The organism is Cylindrospermopsis curvispora GIHE-G1 (genome assembly GCF_014489415.1).
In the GTDB taxonomy this organism is placed as follows: Bacteria; Cyanobacteriota; Cyanobacteriia; order Cyanobacteriales; family Nostocaceae; genus Raphidiopsis; species Raphidiopsis curvispora_A.
Genome location: NZ_CP060822.1, coordinates 1,398,626 through 1,421,748 on the forward strand (window position 1 = coordinate 1,398,626; position 23,123 = coordinate 1,421,748).

The 23,123-nt window shown below is 39.7% G+C and carries 15 protein-coding genes and 1 pseudogene; 7 read left to right on the forward strand and 9 right to left on the reverse strand.

Going from position 1 to position 23,123, the window contains the following annotated elements; genetic code table 11:
- Positions 1-1,312 precede the first annotated feature (1,312 nt).
- Entirely contained in the window at positions 1,313-1,603 is a 291-nt protein-coding gene (locus IAR63_RS06470) for a hypothetical protein (protein WP_187707012.1), read from the forward strand.
- 355 nt (positions 1,604-1,958) lie between these two features.
- On the opposite strand, the gene IAR63_RS06475 is transcribed toward IAR63_RS06470, so the two are convergent.
- From IAR63_RS06475 to IAR63_RS06515, 9 genes and pseudogenes are all read right to left on the reverse strand, one after another.
- A complete protein-coding gene (locus tag IAR63_RS06475) occupies positions 1,959-2,549 on the reverse strand; it encodes a cytochrome c oxidase subunit 3 (RefSeq protein WP_187707013.1) in 591 nt (196 codons plus the stop codon).
- 87 nt (positions 2,550-2,636) lie between these two features.
- Positions 2,637-4,304, reverse strand: coding sequence for a cytochrome c oxidase subunit I (locus IAR63_RS06480; protein WP_187707014.1), 1,668 nt, complete (start codon positions 4,302-4,304; stop codon positions 2,637-2,639).
- A 42-nt stretch (positions 4,305-4,346) separates the two neighbouring features.
- A complete protein-coding gene (locus IAR63_RS06485) occupies positions 4,347-5,288 on the reverse strand; it encodes a cytochrome c oxidase subunit II (protein ID WP_187707015.1) in 942 nt (313 codons plus the stop codon).
- 86 nt (positions 5,289-5,374) lie between these two features.
- The gene (locus IAR63_RS06490; protein WP_187707016.1) at positions 5,375-5,983 is read right to left on the reverse strand and encodes a DUF2231 domain-containing protein; all 609 of its coding nucleotides are present in this window, start codon (positions 5,981-5,983) and stop codon (positions 5,375-5,377) included.
- Complete coding sequence (locus IAR63_RS06495; protein ID WP_006279045.1) at positions 5,980-6,480, reverse strand: DUF2231 domain-containing protein; 501 nt, start codon at positions 6,478-6,480, stop codon at positions 5,980-5,982. The genes IAR63_RS06490 and IAR63_RS06495 overlap by 4 nt, the downstream gene beginning before the upstream one ends.
- A 674-nt stretch (positions 6,481-7,154) precedes the next feature.
- Positions 7,155-8,096 (reverse strand): DNA polymerase III subunit delta', encoded by a 942-nt coding sequence (gene holB / locus IAR63_RS06500; RefSeq protein ID WP_187707017.1) that lies wholly within the window; start codon positions 8,094-8,096, stop codon positions 7,155-7,157.
- Positions 8,097-8,112: 16 nt separating this feature from the next.
- Complete coding sequence (tmk, locus tag IAR63_RS06505) at positions 8,113-8,763, reverse strand: dTMP kinase (protein WP_187707018.1); 651 nt, start codon at positions 8,761-8,763, stop codon at positions 8,113-8,115.
- A 549-nt stretch (positions 8,764-9,312) separates the two neighbouring features.
- Positions 9,313-9,462 (reverse strand): annotated as a pseudogene (locus IAR63_RS06510) (transposase); the annotation flags it as partial.
- An 88-nt stretch (positions 9,463-9,550) separates the two neighbouring features.
- Entirely contained in the window at positions 9,551-10,933 is a 1,383-nt protein-coding gene (locus IAR63_RS06515) for a S8 family peptidase (RefSeq protein WP_235678366.1), read from the reverse strand.
- A gap of 350 nt (positions 10,934-11,283) precedes the next feature.
- Between IAR63_RS06515 and IAR63_RS06520 the strand changes: the two genes are divergently transcribed.
- The 6 genes from IAR63_RS06520 to IAR63_RS06545 all read left to right on the forward strand — a co-directional run bounded on the left by IAR63_RS06520 (position 11,284) and on the right by IAR63_RS06545 (position 22,797).
- Positions 11,284-11,958: a histidine phosphatase family protein gene (locus IAR63_RS06520; RefSeq protein WP_187707019.1), complete on the forward strand. Its 675-nt coding sequence runs from the start codon at positions 11,284-11,286 to the stop codon at positions 11,956-11,958.
- A 357-nt stretch (positions 11,959-12,315) separates the two neighbouring features.
- Positions 12,316-16,980 carry an FG-GAP-like repeat-containing protein gene (locus tag IAR63_RS06525; RefSeq protein WP_187707020.1) on the forward strand — a complete coding sequence of 1,555 codons (4,665 nt, stop codon included), beginning with the start codon at positions 12,316-12,318 and terminating at the stop codon, positions 16,978-16,980.
- 169 nt (positions 16,981-17,149) lie between these two features.
- Positions 17,150-17,707 (forward strand): COP23 domain-containing protein, encoded by a 558-nt coding sequence (locus IAR63_RS06530; RefSeq protein ID WP_006277083.1) that lies wholly within the window; start codon positions 17,150-17,152, stop codon positions 17,705-17,707.
- 95 nt (positions 17,708-17,802) lie between these two features.
- Positions 17,803-20,367 (forward strand): tetratricopeptide repeat-containing S1 family peptidase, encoded by a 2,565-nt coding sequence (locus IAR63_RS06535; protein WP_187707021.1) that lies wholly within the window; start codon positions 17,803-17,805, stop codon positions 20,365-20,367.
- Between the two features lie 67 nt (positions 20,368-20,434).
- On the forward strand, positions 20,435-21,301 hold the full coding sequence (locus IAR63_RS06540; protein ID WP_181406999.1) for an outer membrane protein: 867 nt from the start codon (positions 20,435-20,437) through the stop codon (positions 21,299-21,301).
- Between the two features lie 32 nt (positions 21,302-21,333).
- On the forward strand, positions 21,334-22,797 hold the full coding sequence (locus tag IAR63_RS06545) for a S1 family peptidase (protein WP_187707022.1): 1,464 nt from the start codon (positions 21,334-21,336) through the stop codon (positions 22,795-22,797).
- Positions 22,798-23,123 lie beyond the last annotated feature (326 nt).

The window sequence follows — 23,123 nt, forward strand, 5'->3', positions numbered from 1 at the left end:
GCGCACAGATTCCCATGATGAAAATATATCATTGTCAAGTCAAGTAGTCAACCCCCCAATGGAAAATTTTCTGGCGCGTAATACATAGGGTTCGTGGAATATTAGGAGGGGTAAAAAATGCGATCGCCTTTATGAATGAGGTTGTCGATCCGAATATCAAATATTGGTGGTTGAAAAAAGACCTTATATGGGCGCACAGATTCCCACGATGAAAATATATCATTGTCAAGTCAAGTAGTCAACTCCCCAATGGAAAATTTTTGGCGCGTAATACATATATAGGTTTGGTGGAATATTTGAGGGGAGGTTAGAAAATGCGATCGCTCTTATGAATGAGGTTGTCTATCCGAATATCAAATATTGGTGGTTAAAAAAAGACCTTATATGGGCACACAGATTCCCACTATGAAAATATATCATTGTCAAGTCAACTAGTCAACCCCCCAATGAAAAATTTTCTGGCGCGTAATACATATACAGGGTTGGTGGAATATTTGAGGGGAGGTTAGAAAATGCGATCGCTCTTATGAACGGGATTGTCTATCCGGGAATATGAGATGTTGGTGGAATATTCGGAGGGGGGACTAAAAAATGCGATCGCCTTTATGAACGGGGTTGTCGATCCGAATATCAAATATTGGTGATTGAAAAAAGACCTTATATGGGCACACAGATTTCGATTATGAAAATATATCATTGTCAAGTCAAGTAGTCAACTCCCCAATGGAAAATTTTTGGAGACTAATATATATGTAGGGTTGGTGGAATATTCGGAGGGGGGACTAAAAAATGCGATCGCTCTTATGAATGGGGTTGTCTATCCGAATATCAAATATTGGTGGTTGAAAAAAGACCTTATATGGGCACACAGATTTCCATGATGAAAATATATCATTGTGAAGTCAAGTAGTCAACCCCCCCAATGGAAAATTTTTGGAGACTAATATATATGTAGGGTTGGTGGAATATTCGGAGGGGGGACTAAAAAATGCGATCGCTCTTATGAATGGGGTTGTCTATCCGAATATCAAATATTGGTGGTTGAAAAAAGACCTTGTATGGGCACACAGATTCCCATTATGAAAATATATCATTGTCAAGTCAAGTAGTCAACCCCCCAATGAAAAATTTTCTGGCGCATAATACAGGGTTGGTGGAATATTTGAGGGGAGGTTAGAAAATGCGATCGCTCTTATGAATGAGGTTGTCTATCCGAATATCAAATATTGGTGGTTGAAAAAAGACCTTGTATGGGCACACAGATTCCCATCATGAAAATATATCATTGTCAAGTCAAGTAGTCAACCCCCCAATGAAAAATTTTCTGGCGCATAATACAGGGTTGGTGGAATATTTGGAGGGGGGACTAAAAAATGCGATCGCTCTTATGAACTGGTTGTCCATCCGGGAATATGAGATGTTGATGGAATATTCGGAGGGGGGATTAAAAAATGCGATCGCCCTTATGAACTGGTTGTCTATCCAGGAATATGAGATGTTGATGGAATATTCGGAGGGGGGATTAAAAAATGCGATCGCCCTTATGAACTGGTTGTCTATCCAGGAATATGAGATGTTAATGGAATATTTGAGGGGAGGTTAGAAAATGCGATCGCCTTTATGAACGGGGTTGTCGATCCGAATATCAAATATTGGTGGTTGAAAAAAGACCTTATATGGGCACACAGATATCCATGATGAAAATATATCATTGTCAAGTCAACTAGTCAACCCCCCAATGGAAAATTTTTAGAGACTAATACATATACAGGGTTGGTGGAATATTTGAGGGGAGGTGAAAAGACCACATTAAGTAGGGAGGCGCAATTATTTGTAGGATGGGTCGGGTAACGAGACCCATGGGGGCGTTGGGTTTCATACTTCAACCCAACCTACGTTCATCTAAGATTTAATTCCACCCACCCACTTAGATAGCGTCGAGGAGGAATAATAATGGCTTAATGCCAAACGTAGATAAGTACAAATAGAATAATCCAAATAACATCCACAAAGTGCCAAAACAAAGAGGTTGAGTTTACCCCAAAGTGACCATTATCATAATTACCGGGAAGAAAAGAGCGCATGAGAATTATCAACTGCAATAGAATACCTGTGAGAACGTGTAAACCGTGAAATCCCGTTAATAAATAAAACATGCCACCGAATGTACCGGAAGTAAAGCCAAATTCTAGTTGACTCCACTCCACATATTGACCATATAAGAAATAGGTACCCATAGCCATTGTGGCTAATAAGTATAATCGAAATCCAGCTAAATCATGTTTTTGTAAACGTCTTTCAGCCAAATAAATTACAAAACTACTAGAAACCAGAATTATTGTGTTAATTGTGGGAGTTACTATTTCCAGTCCTTCTACCCCATCAGGAAGCCAATTGGAATTGGTAGTTTTATAGACGATATAACCAGCAAAAAAACTCAGAAATATGACACTTTCCGATAGTAGAAAAACAATAAAACCAAACATTTTACTGCCTTCTTCATCATGACCATGTTGAGATTGAATAGGATTGTTGAGCGAGCTTTCCATGATAGTTCTCCTTAGATAATGATAATGGAAATAGTTTTTTTCAAGAAAAGAAAGAGGCGTTTTCGCCCCTTCTAGGTGAGGTAATATTTACTCAACCATGCTAGAATTCTCCAGATTAGCAGTTAATGGTTCCGACTTACCATAACCGTATGGTTCACTAATAATGATAGGAATTTCTTCAAAATTTTCTACCGATGGAGGTGAAGAAATTAGCCATTCTAAACCTATAGCTCGCCAGGGATTAGGTGGAGCTTTCTCACCGTCTAACCAAGAAACTAAAATGTTGAAAATAAATGGTAAAGTGGACATTCCTAACAGAAATGCTCCCAGACTAGCCAAAATATTCCAAAATGTGTACTCTGGTGCGTAGGAAGCAACTCTTCTTAACATCCCCTGCAAACCCAGAGGATGCATAGGTAAAAAGTTTAAATTTGTGCCAATAAATGCCAACCAAAAATGCACCCTTCCCCAACCCTCATTAAACATTCTTCCAGTCATTTTGGGGAACCAATGATAAATAGCAGCATACATTCCCATGGTTACTGTTCCATAGAGTACATAATGGAAATGTCCCACTACAAAATAGGTATTATTCACATGAACATCGATGGGAACGGAGGAGAGCATAATCCCGGTAATTCCAGCAAAAACAAACATGATTAAACCACCCAGCGCAAACAACATAGGAGTGGTTAATTTAATTTTGCCTCCCCAAATCGTTCCCACCCAAGCAAATACCTTAATTCCCGTAGGAACGGAGACAAACATAGTAGTCAGCATGAATAATAACCGCATCCAACCAGGAGTTCCACTCACATACATGTGGTGTACCCAAACAATAGCGCTGACTACCGCAATCAACATGGAAGAAATAGCTACTACCTTATATCCAAATAATGGCTTGCGGGAATAAACTGGAAAGATTTCTGAGAAAATGCCAAATATTGGGAGAATAATCACATAAACTGCAGGATGGGAGTAAAACCAGAAATAATGTTGAAACATGACTGGATTACCACCATTAATAGGATTAAAAAATCCCGTTCCCACTGTTAAATCAAACAATAACATTACTGCTCCAGCTGTTAAAGCAGGGAGTCCAAATAATTGAATAATTTGAGCACTAAAAACTGCCCAAACAAACAAAGGCATTTTAAAAAACCCCATTCCTGGGGCACGCATTTTGACAATGGTGGTGACAAAGTTCACTGCGCCCATAATTGAGGAAACACCAGAAATAGCTACAGCTAATAACCAAAGAACTTGACCATTAATTAAGTTCCCAGTAGGATTTTGTAAACTGACTGGGGGATAAGCCCACCAACCAGCTTGAGCAGGTCCACCGGGAACTGCAAAGCTGGACATGAGTAAAATTCCCACCACAGGAACCATCCAGAAAGCAGCTGCATTTAGACGGGGAAATGCCATATCCCTCGCACCAATCATGATGGGTACGAGATAGTTTGCTAGACCTACAAGGGAGGGAAATGTCCATAGGAACAGCATCACTGTTCCGTGCATGGTAAACATCCCATTATAAACCGTGCGATCTATTAAATCAGATTCGGGAGTAACTAGTTCTCCCCGCAAAATCATGGCGAAAATTCCACCTACAAGAAAGAAAATAAAGGAGGTTACTAGATATTGAATACCTATGACTTTATGGTCTGTACTAAAGGTGAAATATGTTTTCCAGTGAGTTGGTGTTGGGTGGTGATTTGATTCACTACCAAAATTAAGTGATATGTTAGTCATGATTTTAGATGTTACATTTTACAGATTGGATATTAGCTGAACTTAAAGATGACTATCACCCACAAAATTGACCACTGGAGGTGGAGCAGGTGGAACGGTTTTCCAACCCAGTTGGATATTTTGATTGTGGGTCTGAGCATATTCTGTAGCTGCTTGATTGGGAGCAGCAATGGGACTTTGACTAGCTGCTTTCTTTAACCAGTTTTCATAATCTTCTGGTGCTTGGACTATTACTTTTGCTTCCATAGTCGCAAAGTAAGTACCACTATATTGGGAGTCGGTAAGACTATATTTGCCAATGAGAGTTGGGGTAAATTCAAAGTCTATAGTTTTACCCGGGACAATGTCTTGTTTAAGTCGAAACGCTGGAATGTAAAAACCATGGAGTACATCTTCTGATTGTAGTGCTAAATGTACACGTTGATTACTGGGTAAATGTAATTCTGTACTGGTAATCCCCTGTTGAGGATAGCTAAATATCCAGGCCCATTGTTTAGCAACTACATCTATTCTTTCTAAAGGTTCACCTAGACTTGTTGCTGTCGGTTCTTGCTCTTTTTTCCCCAAACTAAGTTGGATAGGAAGAGGATTATGTAAGTGCAATAAGTGATCAGGTCCTTGGATTCCTATGGTTTCATACACTTGATAACTATAGGTTGCTATCCATAGGACTAACATGATGGGAATGGCAGTCCAAATAATTTCTAGGGTGATGTTTCCTTCAATATGTGGACCATCCGTAAAGTCATAGATTCTAGCTCTATGAAACAGGACAGAATATAAAATAGCTGCTGTAACTCCTAGAAAAATAAAGGCTCCTATAGTTACTAAAAAACTGAATAGATTATCTATAAAATGTGACTCAGCTGCAGCTTGCGGTGGTAACCAAGAATAGGATTGTTTACCAATGAAGATGCTCAGGAAGGTGATGACCAATCCTACGGTCATCACGAGAAAAATATTCACAATTAACCGGGTATTCATAGTTATGTCTGGGTGAATTTGCTAAGAGAAAATGGGCAAGTACATGGGGAATCAGAATGGGAGTTAATTAGTATTTTGCTACTTAATTATTTGCCCAACACACTGTTGACATCTTTCCCCATTCTCAACAAATTGTCTGCCGTATTATGTACACCAAATTCTGCTGCTAATTGGGCTCCTAGAGTTCCATGTGCATACATAATTACCATGATCAAAACTCCGGCAAAAATATAACTCCAACCTACCTGCATATCGGCATCTTTATAGGTTATATAACGTTGCCATCCTCTCCAAAAGGTCATTCCCACCATTAAGGCTAATAAGAAAACACCACCTACACCATGCCACATCATGGTTTCCATAGCTTGCATTCCCCAAGAACTCTTGAGGTTCACTGGTGGAGTAGCTAATAACATTTCATAAAAACCCGCAGCAACTGTAAAAAATGTAATTACAGATGAAGCTACCATGTTGTACCAACCAACTTCAAATAATTGGGCTCGGTTGACAGTTAAACCCAGAGATTTAAACAAAAAGTGGTCTATGGGAAATAGAACAGCTACTAAATCGAAAATCACTCCAATGATAAACAGTCCTAAGGTTAGGTGAACTAGATTTGGATGAATAGGGATTGTGTAGGGTAATCCGTTGGCTCCCATTTGAGCACTTACTTGATCAATTAGTTCTGAATTCATTTCAAGATTCCATCCTTTACTGCTTCCACAACTGGTACTGTATGAATGCCATAAACCCATACCAGTTCATCACCTAGATATACTTGAAAACCTACTAGTATGGTGACCAGTAATCCCACAGCTAAATAGTGCACTGGCAATTTTTGTGGATTACGCGCACGCAGTACATAACGCCAAGCTGTAATTGCAGCTAAAATTCCTGACAGTGACCAACCAATTAGGGTATGGTAGTTTAAAACTGATTTCACAATATTGTAGGGTTTGGCTAAACCAGCTTCAAACTGACCGAAAATAATGGCTATGAAAATAGAAACTGTAGCTACAAACAAGTTCCAAAATCCCACTTCATAAAATCTGGTTTTTCCTGTGAAAAAGCCAACTGCATCACAAAAAAATGCAAATAATATCATGGCAATTACAAAGTGAACCACAATCGGATGGAGCGGATCTGGATAGGGTAAATTGTGGTCGTTCAATGAGGTTAAGTACTCAAACATTAATTTCTCCTCTTTATTAGATGCTCCTTCAATCAAGTCCAGTATTTACAGCTGGCACCAATTTTCGCTGAGCTATATTCATCAGTCACTACCAGATTTTCATATTCTTGTGCTTTTATTCTGTTCATCTAGTGTTACTTTTAGATTGATTGGCTAGTGATTTTTCAGCATTTTGTGGTTACAAGTCATGATTATTAGACACCTTTGCATTGTGTAACTTTTTGTCCTGTAATTTTTTAAAAATACCTTGATTCAGAACGCTCAGGATAGGTTTAATGACTAAAAATGACTGCTGGATAAGCGTTCTGGCTTACCTAGTTTAAGTGGGTGGGTGGAATTAAATATAAGATGAATTTAGGTTGGGTTGAAGTATGAAACCCAACGCCCGCACGGGTTACCCTACCCCTAACCCATCCTACAAATAATTCTGCCCCCCTACTTAACTTATAACTCGGTCAAAACTAAACCTTTGACACAATGGTAGATACCAAGAAGCCATGATATTCAACTTCACTTGATGTAGCTATTATGAAATACAAAGAAAATATTTTGATGTCTAGTATTTTACATTTAAGAATTATTGCTTTGTTTGGTAAAGTATAGTTTTGGTAGCTTCGAACCTAATGCTGGGAATAGGATTGGGTAGGTCTCCCTAACACATCAAGCAAAAAGGTCTATACTCGCAAAATTGCTAAAAATGTACATTCCCAAACCAGTCGCGGTTGAGCGTAGCACAACAAGTTTTTTCGCGTTTTTTCTAATTCTTGAATAATCTGTGGTTTATGTGTTTTTTGCCAATAATACTGTTGTAAGTATTCAATTAACCATAGCTGTCCTTCCGTATCTAGTTCCCGATCAATTCTTTTACCCAATTCCAAGGCGTGTAAGTATGAGGTGGGCAATTTTTTTACTTCCTGGAGTAATTCACTATTAATGCTTTGTAGTTGTTGGTGAGCCAAAATAGCACTTCCTGGACTCCCAGCAGCTAAGTTTAAGATTTCTGGGTGTTGTAAAATGTCTAGATTTCCTGTTCTGGTTAACACCTGAGTTAAACTACTACTGTCTAACCTATAAAAGGGAATTTTTTGGCACCGGGACACCAATGTGGGTAGGATGGACTCGGGACTGGGTGCAATTAAAATTAAAGTTGCTCTTCCTGGTTCCTCTAAAGTTTTTAGCAGAGCATTAGCAGCAGACTCAGCCATAGCCTCCGCTTGCTCTATTACTACCACGCTACGCACAGACTCTAAGGGAGGACGGGATAAAAATTGAGAGATTTCCCTAATTTGCTCCAATCTAATTACCGGTGGTGCTTTACGCTTAACCTTCTTTTCTGCTGCTTGTGCTGCGGTTAGTCTTTCTCCTTGATATTGATAGGTGGGTTCTACCCAGAATAAGTCTGGGTGATTTCTTTGACTAACACGGTTTTTTAAAACAGACAATTGTTCACCATCTCTAGAACCAGCAAACAGTAGTTGGATAAAACACGTTGCTGCTAAACTTCTCCCTACCCCATCCGTCCCCGCAAATAAGTAAGCTGGTGCAATGCGGTTTTGTTTAACGGATGCAGTTAATAGTTCTATGGCTTGTTGCTGTCCTATCAGTTCTTCAAACATGATAACGGATTGGTGTCTAAGCAGTGGTGTTCACCAACGATTTTACAAACAAATTGTCAATTATAATTTTCCTGATGTTTTCCTGGACTAATTCCCGTTCTCCATTGCCATCCACCCGAATCATCTTCGATGGATGGTTTTTAGCTATTTCATTATATCCCTTTTGCACACGATGGTGAAATTCTATTGTTTCTTGCTCCATTCTATCTAGTTCTGCTTGACCACGTTTACGACTCAGTCCTATCTCTACATCTATATCTAACCAAATGGTTAGGTCACTTTCTAAACCTCCAGTAGCAATCTGATTAAGTTGATCAATTATATTCATATTCAATCCCCTGCCATATCCCTGATAAGCAACAGTGGAATTTGTATAGCGATCGCACAGAATATATTTCCCAGTTGCTAAATTTGGTTTAATAATACTGCTAACATGTTGTGAGCGGTCTGCTGTATATAATAGCAGCTCTGCCATTTCGTCCAGTGGTTGGTGGTAGGATGTTTCCAGCAACAACTTTCTTAAATTTTGTCCCAGGTGTGTTCCCCCTGGTTCGCGAGTTAGCAAAAAAGAGATTCCTAGGGTTTGTAACCACTGTGCCAACATTTGCATTTGAGTGGTTTTACCTGATCCTTCCACTCCCTCAAAGACAATTAATTTACCTATCATACTTATAATATTTGTGGTCTGAAAACGACCACATTATATATCTAGGAAGAATACTTAGGAAAGGGTCGGACCACCGCCTTGGTAGTGGGTTTATGTATATCATAATGAAAAAGGCCTGGTTGTTCACCAAGCCTGTATATATACCAAGTGTTTACCATGCTTATTAATTTACATTGATAAAAATATAATCTCATCTTCCTAAAGTATAGCTTTAGCCAAAATGCTATAGACGGGGTCTATAGCTAAAAGTGAGTTGGCTATATGTTGAAAAATTAAGTTTGTAAACTTCCATTGGATAGATGAAATAGCAGAAAATAGGGTCTAGACTTAGCGATATATGGTAAACACCTGGTATATATAAGAGGCTTGGATTGTATTCAAGCCTTTTTCATAGATTTTTATTACTCGGATGGTGTTGGGTTTTCTTATTAAACTCAACGCTAAAATCATCATGGTCCTCAATATCTTCACAAGAAAATCGCCGAAAGGCACGGAAGCCACTTGGCTTTAGACAGGAAGTGCCAACGGCGAGTTTATTCGCCTTGATATTTAACCGTGATGCGGATCTTCAATATACCTTTTAATAACATCTGCTGAAACCTGTCCAGCAGTGGAATAAAAATAACTATTAGTCCATAGGCTAGGAAGTTTAAGTAATTCAGGAAATTTTCGTCTTAACAAGCAAGATGACCGTCCTTTGATGGGTTCAAAATTAATGCGGACTGTAATGGTGCTGCTAATATTTTGAAAAAAGTAGCGGTGATGCTAGGAATTGATCTTAGCGGAATCAGTAGAGGCTGTTTAAGCCAGCCTCAGAAAGTTCGTTTATGGACTCTTCAGAAATCTCCGTGTCTTTAGACCGGAGAAGCTTAATACTCTGATAATAGGATTGGAAACCGGATGTTTGGAGAAATCCTATGGGAAATTGGGAACCAATATCTGTGGGAAACTGGGAACCAATATCTGTGGGAAATTGGGAACCAAGATCAAAGGGAAATAAATTTATAGGAAAGGGGAAAGGAGAAGGTGAGGGTGGAAGAGGTTGATTGGGTTGTGGAGGTTTGGTGCTATTTTCCGCTGTGCTAACAATAATTTCTCGCACTTGACTTTCTGTTAAATTGGGGTTGGCACTTAACATTAATGCGATCGCTCCAGCAACATGGGGAGTAGCCATAGAAGTACCAGTATAATTGGCATATTTATTGTTAGGAACTGTGGAGTAAATATCCTCACCGGGAGCGGTGACATATTTAATTTCTTGGGAACCAGAACGGTTGGAAAAATTAGTGGTTTTATTATTTATATCTACTGCGCCCACTGCAAGTCCTGAATTATACGCATAACGAGCAGGATAAGATGGTATAGAATTGCCGTCATTCCCAGCAGCCATAACTACGATTACATTCTTACTAGCAGCATATTCAAGAGCTGATTTTAAACCATCACTACCAGAACCTCCTCCTAAACTCATATTAATAATGCGAGCACCATTATCAGTAGCGTAACGGATACCTTGGATGATACTGGTATAAGATCCCGAACCTTTTTCATCTAAAACTTTCACGGGCATAATTTGAGAATTATAGGCAATACCAGTTACACCAATACCATTATTTTCACCTGCAATAGTCCCAGAAACATGAGTTCCATGACCATTATCGTCGAGAACATTATTGTTATTACTTTGAAAATTCCACCCTCTAATATCGTCAATATAACCATTGCCATCATCATCTATACCATTCCCTGCAATTTCTTTGGGATTGAACCAAATATTATCATTTAAATCTTGGTGATTATAGTCTACTCCAGTGTCTAAAACAGCAACAATAATTCCCTGACCTGTATAACCATTTTGCCAAGCTGTAGGAGCATTAATCATATCCGCACCCCAATTGTTTCCTCCTATTTGAGGTGCTTTAGGATAGGGAGTTTGACCTACTGCCATACTCACTGCGTTCCCCGCATTTATTAATCCATATCCATTATTAGTACTATAGTTGTTTGTGGTAACACTTTCTTGACTTTCTTGCTCTAATATGAGATGGCTATGGCCTGCTGAAATTACAGAGGTTTCTAAAGGAGTTTGTAATTGTGGAATTACCAACTTTTCATCTTGCATATTAAGTTGACTGTCACTAAAACTGGTTGCCGTAACATCTAATCTCATGGATTTTTTATCCTCAATAATTGGACCTTGCTAAATAAAACCAAAAGCCAGATAAATCAAAGTTTTGAGGTTTATCAAAAAGAAGATAGGTGCCAATTTTTAAAAAGGGGTGTGATAAAAATTCCATGTTTTAACTAAGGTAAATCAACAAGGTTTGGAGACAAGATATTGTCCTTTTATTGAAAACTTTAAATTGTTAATCTTGGTTAAAGACTACCAAAGTTTTATGAAGATAAAAAGCCAGATAGGCTACTAATCAAGAAATTGTTAAGTTAATATGACACTGGCAATATTGTATTGATTATTGCTTTATGATATATTTTTATTATTCTTAATATGTATATGATTACATGAACCAAGTAATTTGGATTGCTAGACATGCTAACAGACTTGACTTTGTCAACCCTGACTGGTTTCTGACAGCAGAAAAGCGTTATGATCCCCCTTTATCAGATGATGGTATAATTCAGGCACAGCAACTGGCAAAACGGTTAAAAGGGGAAAGAATAAAGCATATTTTTGCCTCTCCTTTTTTGCGGACCGTACAAACGGCCAATGCAGTAGCGGAAATCTTGGATTTAGATATCAAATTGGAGACAGGACTCAGTGAGTGGTTAAATCCAGAGTGGATGACAGAAGAACCAGAAAAACTGTCAACTTTGGAACTGGTCAAATTATTTCCCAGAATAGATAGGAGTTATACACCTCGGATTGCTGCAAAATACCCTGAAACCCATGAACAGGTGAGATATCGTTCAGGACAGACTGCCAGGTGTTTGGCAGCGGAATTTTGGCCTCATGATATCTTGTTAGTCGCACATGGAGCTTCTGTGTTGGGTGCTGCTATGGGGTTTGTGGGAGATCTGGCCAAAACTGAAGTGAAGGCTAAATTATGCTCCTTGGTTAAATTAGTGCATCGGGAATCACAATGGTTCTTGGAACTCAAGGGAGATACTTCCCATTTGGAAGAAATACCCGGACTGCAACCAGAATACTCCAGCTTATGGCAACGACCAACGTCATAGCCCAAAAGGGATTCTAAACTACTTGGGCGAGCCCCTCTAGTAACTTCTCTCTATCATGTTTAAATGTTGACCTTCAATTATAGGCTTTTGGCAATGGATGCGCGATCGCTCATGTTTATTTGTTAATCATAACAAAAGTTATTTATTCGACAATTTTTGAGCGATCGCTCTGCCCACTGGGGTTGGCTGTGCTAACTTTAAGATAAGCTTGCCCAAATCCCACAGAGAGCACATTCTTTCGTTTGGTGTGTTTTGCAGTTGGTTTTATGCTATATTGCAGTTGTGTTGTTTTATCAACTACTACATAATTTGACCGAATCTTTGAACTAACATAAACATATAACTGAATTCCCCCTTATGACTCCCCTAATTAATCAAGCTTTGAGTCTGGTCTACACTCAGCTTTCTTATTTTTCTGAGTCCAGCAACTATTACCAGGTACTGTCTACTGCTTTTGGCAATAACTATGACCGTGACATTGCGGAAAAGTTAAAGTTACATTGGCAACAGGTTAATTTTACGCAAATTCCTCAGATTGAGATTCTGGATGGTGGCATTCTTGGTAGTGCTTATGGGGCTTATGCACGAGAGACAAATAAGATTTACTTATCAAGGAATTTTGTTACTAATAATACTGCGGAAGTTATTGGTCGGGTGATTTTGGAGGAAGTTGGGCATTTTGTTGATGGTCAGCTTAATGTTGAGGATAGTGAGGGAGATGAGGGGGCGATTTTTGCTGAGTTGGTGGTAGGTAATAGTTTGGATGATCAGGCTTTACGGAAACTCAGGACTGAGAGCGATTTTGGTATCATTACTCTCAATGGTCAGCAGGTTGATGTTGAATTGTTCAACATTCCTACCCTTACTGGTGTTGGAGCAGGTTCTGTAGCCTGGGCGGATTACGACAAGGATGGAGATCAGGATTTCCTGTTAACTGGTGTATCATCACAAAATGTTCTAATAACCAAACTATATAAAAACACAGGTAATGGGTTTATAGAAGATACTAATGTTTCCCTTCCCGGTGTTAGCGAAGGTTATGTAGCCTGGGCGGATTACGACAAGGATGGAGATCAGGATTTCCTACTAACTGGTTTTTCATTAGGTGGTTCAATAGCCAAACTGTATGAAAACACGGGTAATGGGTTTAAAGAGGATACTAATGTTTCCCTTCCCGGTGTTGGATTTAGTTCAGTAGCCTGGGCGGATTACGACAAGGATGGAGATCAGGATTTTCTACTAACTGGTTTTTCATTAGAGACATCTTCGAAAATAGCCAAACTGTATGAAAACACGGGTAATGGGTTTGAAGAGGATACTAATGTTTCCCTTCCCGGTGTTACCGGAGGTTCTGTAGCTTGGGCGGATTACGACGGGGATGGGGATCAGGATTTCCTGTTAACTGGTTCTTCATCATCAGGTGATATTGCCAAACTATATAAAAACACAGGTAATGGGTTTGAAGATACTAACGTTTCCCTTCCCGGTGTTGGATTTAGTTCAGTAGCTTGGGCGGATTACGACGGGGATGAGGATCAGGATTTCCTGTTAACTGGTTTGTCATCATCAGGTGATATTGCCAAACTGTATAAAAACACAGGTAATGGGTTTGAAGATACTAACGTCTCTCTTCCCGGCGTTAGATTTAGTTCAGTAGCTTGGGCGGATTACGACAAGGATGGAGCTCAGGATTTCCTCTTAACTGGTTCTTCATCATCAGGTGATATTGCCAAACTATATAAAAACACAGGTAATGGGTTTGAAGAGGATACTAACGTCTCTCTTCCCGGCGTTAGATTTAGTTCAGTAGCATGGGCGGATTACGACAAGGATGGAGCTCAGGATTTCCTCTTAACTGGCCTGGATGCTTCAAAACCCATAACTCTATTGGTATCTCGGAGAATCAATGATGTGACCCTAGCTGTTTCTCCTACCACGGTCACAGCTGTTTCTCCTACCACGGTCACAGAAGATGGAAATAATAACCTAGTCTACACCTTCACCCGCACTGGAGTTATTAGTAATGCCCTAACCGTTAACTATACCATTGGAGGTACAGCAACTAATGGTACTGACTACAATAATGTTGGCACAAGCGTCACCTTTGCTGCTGGGTCGTCCACCGCTACAGTTACAGTTGACCCAACCGCTGACACCACGGTAGAAAGTGATGAAACAGTCATTTTAACCCTAGCTAGTGGTACTGGTTACACCATTGGAACCACAAGTGGAGTCACAGGAACCATTACTAATGATGATACTCAGGTCACCCTAGCTGTTTCTCCTACCAGTGTTGCGGAAGATGGCAATAATAACCTAGTCTACACCTTTACCCGCACTGGAGTTATTAGTAATGCCCTAACAGTTAATTACACTATTGGAGGCACAGCAACTAATGGTACTGACTACAATAATGTTGGCACAAGCGTCACCTTTGCTGCTGGGTCGTCCACCGCTACAGTTACAGTTGACCCAACTGATGACACCACGGTAGAAAGTGATGAAACAGTCATTTTAACCCTAGCTAGTGGTACTGGTTACACCATTGGAACCACAAGTGGAGTCACAGGAACCATTACTAATGATGATACTCAGGTCACCCTAGCTGTTTCTCCTACCACGGTCACAGAAGATGGCAATAATAACCTAGTCTATACCTTTACCCGCACTGGAGTTATTAGTAATGCCCTAACAGTTAATTACACTATTGGAGGCACAGCAACTAATGGTACTGACTACAATAATGGTACTGACTACAATAATGTTGGCACAAGCGTCACCTTTGCTGCTGGGTCGTCCACCGCTACAGTTACAGTTGACCCAACCGATGACACCACAGCAGAAGCAGATGAAACAGTCATCTTCACCCTAGCTAATGGTACTGGTTACACCATTGAAACCACAAGTGAAGTCAAAGGAACCATTGTCGATGATGATACCGCTGGAACCTATTATAGTTCGGTCTTATGGTTCGACTATGACAACGACTTTAGTAAAGAGGAATTTCTCCTAACGGGTTATACTCTGAATATAGGAAGCATTTCTCAAGTTCACAAATATAATAACCAACAATCTTATAAAGCTGAACCTTTTGGCGAAAAAGGTCTTTTCGCAGGATCGGTGGCATTATCATCAGATAGAAATTACCTACTTCTCACAGGTGCAACTAAATTTGACACAACTAAATTTGGCAACCGATCTGCATCAGAACCGACTTCTAAACTTTATAAAAAGACAGGTAGTGGGTTTAAGGAGGATACTAACGTTTCCCTTCCCGGTGTGTATTACAGTTCTGTAGCTTGGGCTGATTATGACCAAGACGGAGACCAAGATTTCCTACTAACTGGTTTGTCATCATCAGATGTTCCAACAGCCAAGCTTTATAAAAACACAGGTAGTGGTTTTGAAGAAGATGAAAATATTTCCCTTCCCGGTGTGTATTATAGTTCTGTAGCTTGGTCTAATGATGGAAAATATCTACTTTTGACTGGTGAGTCAGTATCGGGTCCAATTTCCAAAGTTTATGAAAACAAATTTGTGGGTAACACTAGACGACTGGTTGCAGTTGATATTAGTAATTTTCCAAATGTAAAAAATGGTTCAGTAGCCTGGGGAGACCAATATTTCCTAATAACCGGTTTGTCATCAAATAATAGTCCAATTTCCAAAGTTTATAAAAACACAGGTAATGGTTTTGAAGAGAAGACACCAAAAGACCTTCCCGGTGTTAGAGATAGTTCTGTAGCCTGGGCTGATTATGACAAGGATGGAGACCAAGATTTCGTGCTAACTGGTTTTGGGGAAACGGGTCCGATTTCTAAACTGTATAAAAACACAAATGGTAAGTTTGAAGATGATGCTATCCTTTCTATTCCTGGAGTTTACTACAGTTCCGTGAACTGGAATAAAAATGGGGACTTGGTGTTAACTGGTCTATCAAGTTTGGGTCCAATTACTAAAGTGTACAAAAACATATATGGTAGCAATACCAAAGGCTTTACTGAAACAATACCTGAACCAAAACCAAATAGTAAACCAGATGTTACATTGTCTCTCTCACAACGTACGGTAAAAGAAGGGGAAGACCTTACTTTTACTTTTACTTTTACCAGAAGAGGAGACATAACACAAGAGTTAAAAGTGACCTATAGAATAGGTGGAACAGCAGGAAAAGATGATTATGACATTGTCTCTAATCAGAGTAGTAGTATAACTATTCCAGCGAACCAACAAATAAAGGAAATTCAAATTAAGACAAAACCCGATGTCCTGGTTGAGGGTCTTGAAACTTTAGAATTGAGTTTGGAAACAAGCAATGACTATACTGTTGGCACAACCAACCCTGTTCAAGGATTTATTCAAGATACGAACGTTTCTAGTAATCCCCCCACTCTTGATCCCAAGGCAATTACAGGCGAAAAATTAAAAACATACCCAGAGCAGCTTACACAAGGAGCAGATTTATCTAAACTAAGCTACCAATTTTTGGACTACAACTCTCCTACTGTCAGAGCAAAACTAGACAGCGCCCTAAATCTCACAAATTCCGTCTTCACCAACTTCTTGGGACTCTATGAAGTAGATGATCCTAACACCGGAGCTGTGAATGGTTTTTTCCCTGGAGACTCTGATTATGCGAAAGCTGCTCTGAGCAGAAGAGTAGGTTTTAGTATTAAAGCGGGGGGGTCGGCCACCAATATTACTACCAATGGTGTTTTTGCTAAAAACCCAACTCCAGAGGGAAATCCATCAACAATTAATGATGTTAGATACCTTGCTCCTTTCTTAATTGCTAACATTGGCAGTAGAGATGTTACTGACGAAATTGGAAAAATTATAGATCGCAGTAATAGCTCTGCTGAATATCAAGACAAATCTGTTGCCTACTTTAGCTTTGGCGCAGCAAATCCAGGTGGTATGAGTCAAATTAAGCACTTTGGTAACGGTATCTTTGGCTTTGAAGATTTACCCCTAAATGTCAGTGATAGAGACTTCAACGACACCGTGTTCTCCTTTGGTTAAGTTAACATAACTTAACAAGATTTTCTCCCCCAATTCTATAAAATATGCTACACTGTTACTGGGGGAGTATTTGCTTAGGGGAGAAACCTCACACGAGTGTCCACAAGAGTCCGTCATAGTTATTTTTGCCAGTTTTAATCAGTCATTGTTAATCCAGGATGTAAAAATCATGAAATTAAGATCACTCTGCACTGCTTTAGGAATCAGCGCCCTGACCCTAACTGCAACCGCAGTACCCACTTTTAGCCAGGATGTTGGTAATATTTCCGGTGACGTTACCTTCTCTTGCAAGGTATCCGCAGTGGATAGAAATGGTAGTCAAGCTCCCGCAACCGTGGCTTGGATTCCCCAACGGAAAAAGTATGTGTACATTATTAATTGGAAAAGTGAAGGTTTCAAACAATGGACCCCTCAGAAACGCTGCGAGGTGGTTTCTGGGAAGTTCCAGAAGTTTCAAGAGTCGGGTCAACTACAGTATTTGGCAACTGGTGTAAATAATGGTTCCTCTGTAATTTGCGCTGTGCAGTCACAAGAAGAACTTTGCAATAACAACAACCAATTGTTTACCTTGAGATCTAGTAGTGATTCTGCTCAAGTTCTAGACCGCATGGGTAATATCTTGGTTGGCGCAAGTTCTCAACCTATTGTGCAAAGTGCTAATAATCGCAAGTTCCTGAATATGTCTAGTTTCTTACAACAAGCACCTGATATGGGTCTTGAAAAGTAAGTATGTTTTGTTCCCAGGTTCACTCTGGGAACAAATTAATTGTTGATTGACGGTCGGATGTAATTCCCTAGGCGTATTTTTTCCTGTGTAATACTATGAAGCCTTACTTCACTATTATTTCTTCTTTGCTTTTACTATTCTCCCCTGGTCTGACTTTGGCTGGTCTAACACAAGTTCCTAGTCCTATAGATCAAAGTCAATCTGTGAACTGTAATCCAGAAAAGGAGGGGGAGGATGGTGCTTATTCTCCTCAACAACAAGAAGCTATCCTCCGTCAAATTACGGTTAAGGTAATTGGCGATAATAATGGGGGTTCGGGAACTCTTTTGGCTCGTCAAGGTAATAACTATCTGGTGGCTTCTAATTCCCATACTCTGGTGGGTGCTAATCTAAATAATATTCGTGTGGAAACAATTGATGGTCAGGTATATCCTGCTCAAATAATTCCTAATGTCAATTTTCAGGAAAATAATCTGGATTTAACTATCCTAAAATTTACTTCCAATAAAACCTATTGTTTGCCCAAAATCGCCAATAATGAGATTAATAAACAACTACCAATTATAGCTGCTGGTTATTCCGGTGGGGATAATTCTTTTATCTCCAAAGAGGGAATGGTGGAAAAAATTACTGAACTGGTTTTTAAAAAGGGCTATGAAATTGGTTACACCAGTGATATCGAACAGGGAATGAGTGGTGGTCCCATTATTAATAGGGATGGGGAATTAGTTGGTATTAATGCTATGGCTCCCTATCCAGTGTTAAATCATGCCTATGTATATGCAGATGGCAAACGTCCTACTTTTTCTGAGCTGCGAGAATTGCGTAAGCTAAGCTGGGGAATTACTCTGAAAACGGTTTTAGCTCAAATTGAACCGGAACTGATGGTTGCATATAGATTGCCCATACCCAGGATTAAACAGATTGTTCCCGAATCTAAATTAGTAGGTTGGTTACAAGAAGTAGAAGCAAAGGCTAAAAAAATTACTGTTAAAATTGACAGCAGCAGTGAATCTAATGGTTCAGGGGTAATTATTGCCAAAGAGGGGGATGTTTATACTGTTTTGACTGCTAACCATGTGGTTTGTGAAAGACAATTAGTTGCCCAACCCTGTGGAAATTTTAACTATAAGTTAATGACCCATGATGGTAATGTATATCCTATAGATAAAAGCACTATTCAATTTCAACCAGGGGTGGATTTAGCAGTAGTTAAATTTAACAGTCGAGAAAATTATCCCGTAGCTACCCTAGCCAATTATAACCCCACCACTGATGATTATGTGTTTACCACAGGTTACCCTAAATTAAAGGAAAAATCCGATTGGCGTTTTAGTTTGGGTCAGGTTTACAGTAAGGAAAGAGGACTATTAACTACTACTAGTCAGCTAGATTTACCTAACAGTAGTGCGGGTGGATTAAACAGTGTGACCCAGAGTGCTGCTTCTTTGGCTGGAGGATATGAGTTGGTTTATACTACTATCACCTTCGGTGGTATGAGTGGGGGGCCAGTGTTAGATTCCCAGGGAAGGGTGATTGGTATTCACGGCAAATCTGAGGGGGAACACGCATACGATGCAATAACTGGTGATAGTGGTACTAGTGATGGAAATAAGGTGCAAATAGGTAATAGTCTGGGTATTCCTACTAGTACGTTTTTGGCTGTGGCTAGTCGGATAAATGTTCAGCCCCAAATTTTAGAAACTACTCCCCCTCCACAATTGACTGCTACGGAGGTGGAATCTATTAGAAATGCAATCCTATCTGTGGATGTAACTAAGACTAATACCAGCGCTAGTCAATGGTTAGAACGGGGAAATCAACTGTGGCGCTTACGTCGTTATAATGACTCTATACAGGCTTTTGAACAGGCAATTGAGCAAAAACCTGATTTTGTTTATCTTGGCTATTATGGTAAGGGTCTAGGACATTATGGCAATAAACAGTATGAAGAGGCGATAACTGCTTTTAAACAAGTTCTGGAAAGTAGACCAGATTTTGTCCCAGCCCGGTTTTATTTGAGTGTAATTTATCGAGAATTGAAGCAACTAGATTTGGCTTTAACAGAAGTTGATCAAGCAATTAAGTTACAACCTAATGACTCTCGTCTGTATAATCAAAAGTTCTTGATTCTCATGGATGCTAAAAGATATGCTCAAGCAGAAGAATCAATAACTAAAGCTATTGAAATCAATCCTATTGCTCCTTTTTACAATAATCGCGGGGTTGTTTACAGTCGTAATAAAAAGTGGGAGTTAGCTCTGGTTGACTTTAAGAGGGCTTTAGAAGGTAATCCCCAATATGCTCACGCCTATGCCAATGGCGCATTTGTCTACTACAACAAGGGTATATGGAATTCAGTTATATCCAGCTACACCAAAGCTATAGAGATTGACCCCCAATACCCACTATACTATAACAATAGGGGAGTTGCTTACTACAACAATGAACAGTGGCAATTGGCTTTGAATGACTTTAGCAAGGTGGTTACCTTAGAACCTCGTTATGCACGAGGCTATAAGCATCTTGGGGAGGTGTATGCTCAATTTGGTGATATCCAAAAAGCACGGGAAAACTTGCAGCAAGCAGCAAGACTATTTCAAGACCAAAGGAGGAATGCTGACTATAGGGAAACCGTCAGTATTCTTCAAGGATTTTAGTCCTGAATATACCATAATCCCAAAAACTATTTTCCAAACCCAATCAACCAAATTACTAACCCAGACCATGAAAAATTCCCTGTATCTACCCATGATATTAGCTACTCTGTGTGTAGCTACCCCTGCTTGGGGAGAAGAGATATGTGACCACCATACCCAAGATAGCAATGCTCAGGGGAAACAAGTCTCAGGAAAAGCAGCTGACTTGATTATTACCCAGTCCCCAGGGGTGCAACCTGATGGTTCTAGTTTGGCTCAAACTAATGAATCCTCTACACAGGAGATTAGGTTAGATCAGGATGCTGTAATTGACCCTTCTCAAAGTTATAGGTTACCTGTAAATAATTATTGGTATGTAAGTGGTAGTTCAGGACTGTTTAGCTCTCAAAGTGATATTCCCATCAAGGTGACCAGAAACATAACTGGTCAAGTACCAGGAGACCTCAGTTTAGTTTCTCCCTTTCGATTTAATGTAGCGGGAGGTTACCAGTGGAAACTTTTTCGAACTGAACTGGAATTGGGTTACACCTCTACTGTTATCAATGGTATTAAATACAAGGTTAATAATAGTTCTCAACCTTTGGAGGGCAATATAGATAGGGTAACAGTCCTTCTCAATGGCTACTATGATGTCTTTACCGGTTCCAGATTACGTCCTTACCTTGGTGCTGGTGTGGGTGTTGGTTTCAATGGGGGTAATATCAAACAACCTCAATCCGGTGATTCATTTACCGTAAGTGGTACTTCCCTATCCTATCAGTTGAAATTGGGAGTTCAATATGAAATTGCCAAGAAACGCAGTGTTTTTGTAGATGTCAAATACCTGAATGTTGGTGGTTATAATAGTAAACCAAATGTTAATGACGTATCTGACATTGAACTGGGATCTGCCAATTCCTATGGACTGAGCATTGGTTATAAGCAAGGTTTCTAGTTGATGTCATATTTAAAAACGCAATTTCCCTAATGATAAAACAAAACAGTGTTATTATCTCCGTTGCAATATCAATAGCTCTCACTGCAACAACAGCCATAAGGACAAGGTCACAAACTATAGAAGAGACTTTAAAAGCAACCACGGTTCAAGTCAATATATATGGTAGTGGTACTAATTTACCAGGCGGATCTGGTGTCATTATTGATAAAAAGGGTGACACTTACACCGTGCTCACGGCCAATCATGTTGTGTGTGAAGACATATCTACAACACAGGTTAATTGCGCTAGGGACTTACGTTATACAATTGGCACTTACACTGGACAAGAATATCCGGTCAATATTAAAACCCGTCGGATATTTCAACAGCATAGAACTAAAGACCCGGATTTAGCTACGGTGACTTTTGAAGCTAAGGAAGATTACCCAGTTGCTCAGTTAGGTAATTCCGATGAGGTGCAAATTGGCACGGATATTATTGTCACCGGGTTTCCTAGTATTTTTGGCAAGCGGGGAACTGGGAGAAACTATACTGCTACCGTGGGAAAGGTGGTCAGTAAAAATCCTGACGCATTGGAGGGTTACAGTTTAGTGTACAATGCTAACACGTTTATTGGCAACAGTGGTGGTCCGGTATTTGATAGTAATGGTCAGGTGATTGCTATTCATGGACTAGCAGATGCAACAGGATCAGGGGAAAACCCCTCCCCAATAAAAACTGGGTTCAATGCGGGAATTCCCATCAATACCTTTTTGTCCCTGCAATTGGGAGCTGATGGTGAACCCCTTATATGTAATCTAAAGCAAAACACTGAGCAAGTGTACTCAGAAAACCAATTACAAACCATGATCAATCAAATTACTGTGAAGGTAATTGGTAATCAAAACAGTGGTTCGGGAACAATTGTCGGCAAAAATCAAGACCGCTATCTACTATTAACTAATTCCCATGTTTTGTCAGGCTTAGATATAAGTAAGTTAAGAGTCCGCACCCATGATGCTAAGGTATATCCTGCTAAAGCATTAAATATTTTTAATCGTCTGGACTTAGCAGTACTGGAATTTACTTCTAAGCGACCTTACTGTACACCCAAGAGAGTTAGTCCTCGCAATCCTGCTAAAAGTGCAGGAATTTTGGCAGCTGGATATCCTAATTTGCGCGATAAAATAGTATTTAGACCTGGAGAAGTGGAAGAAATTATTTCTCAACCTAGTTTTAAAGATGGTTATGAAATTGGTTACACCAGTGAAATCGACCAGGGTATGAGTGGTGGACCCATTCTCAATTTTCGCGGACATCTTATAGGTATTAACGGAAGAAGTTCCTATCCCATTAGCAATTGGTATGTTTACACTAATGGAGACCGTCCCACAGACCGAGAAATTGAGCAGTTTAGAAAATTGAGTTGGGGTTTACCCATAAGGGTTTTTCTGTCCACAGCTGAACCTCAAATGATTGCAGATTACAATTTATCTTTGTCGCTTGGCAATTAAGTGGTCGTGCAAAATAAATTTCGCAGTTCAGGGAGGGTTGGCTGCTGTTCGACAATTTCTGGACATAGCTAGACATTCCTTGTTTAATTTGGTCGGTTTGACCAGTCCTTAGTAATGTGTTCCTCGACAATGAAAAACAGGCTTGTCATGGTAGTTCAGAGGGCTTTCTAAGATGTCTCGCCTTTTGTTGAAGTTACCGACAGAGCTACAAACTGGAGTTAATTTGTAGGTGTCATGACCTGTCTTTCGTAGCCAACCTTACCTGATGGTAGGTAACTCTTTTTTATGGCGGAGTCATGCACGCTCACCCCACCTACCCAGATATT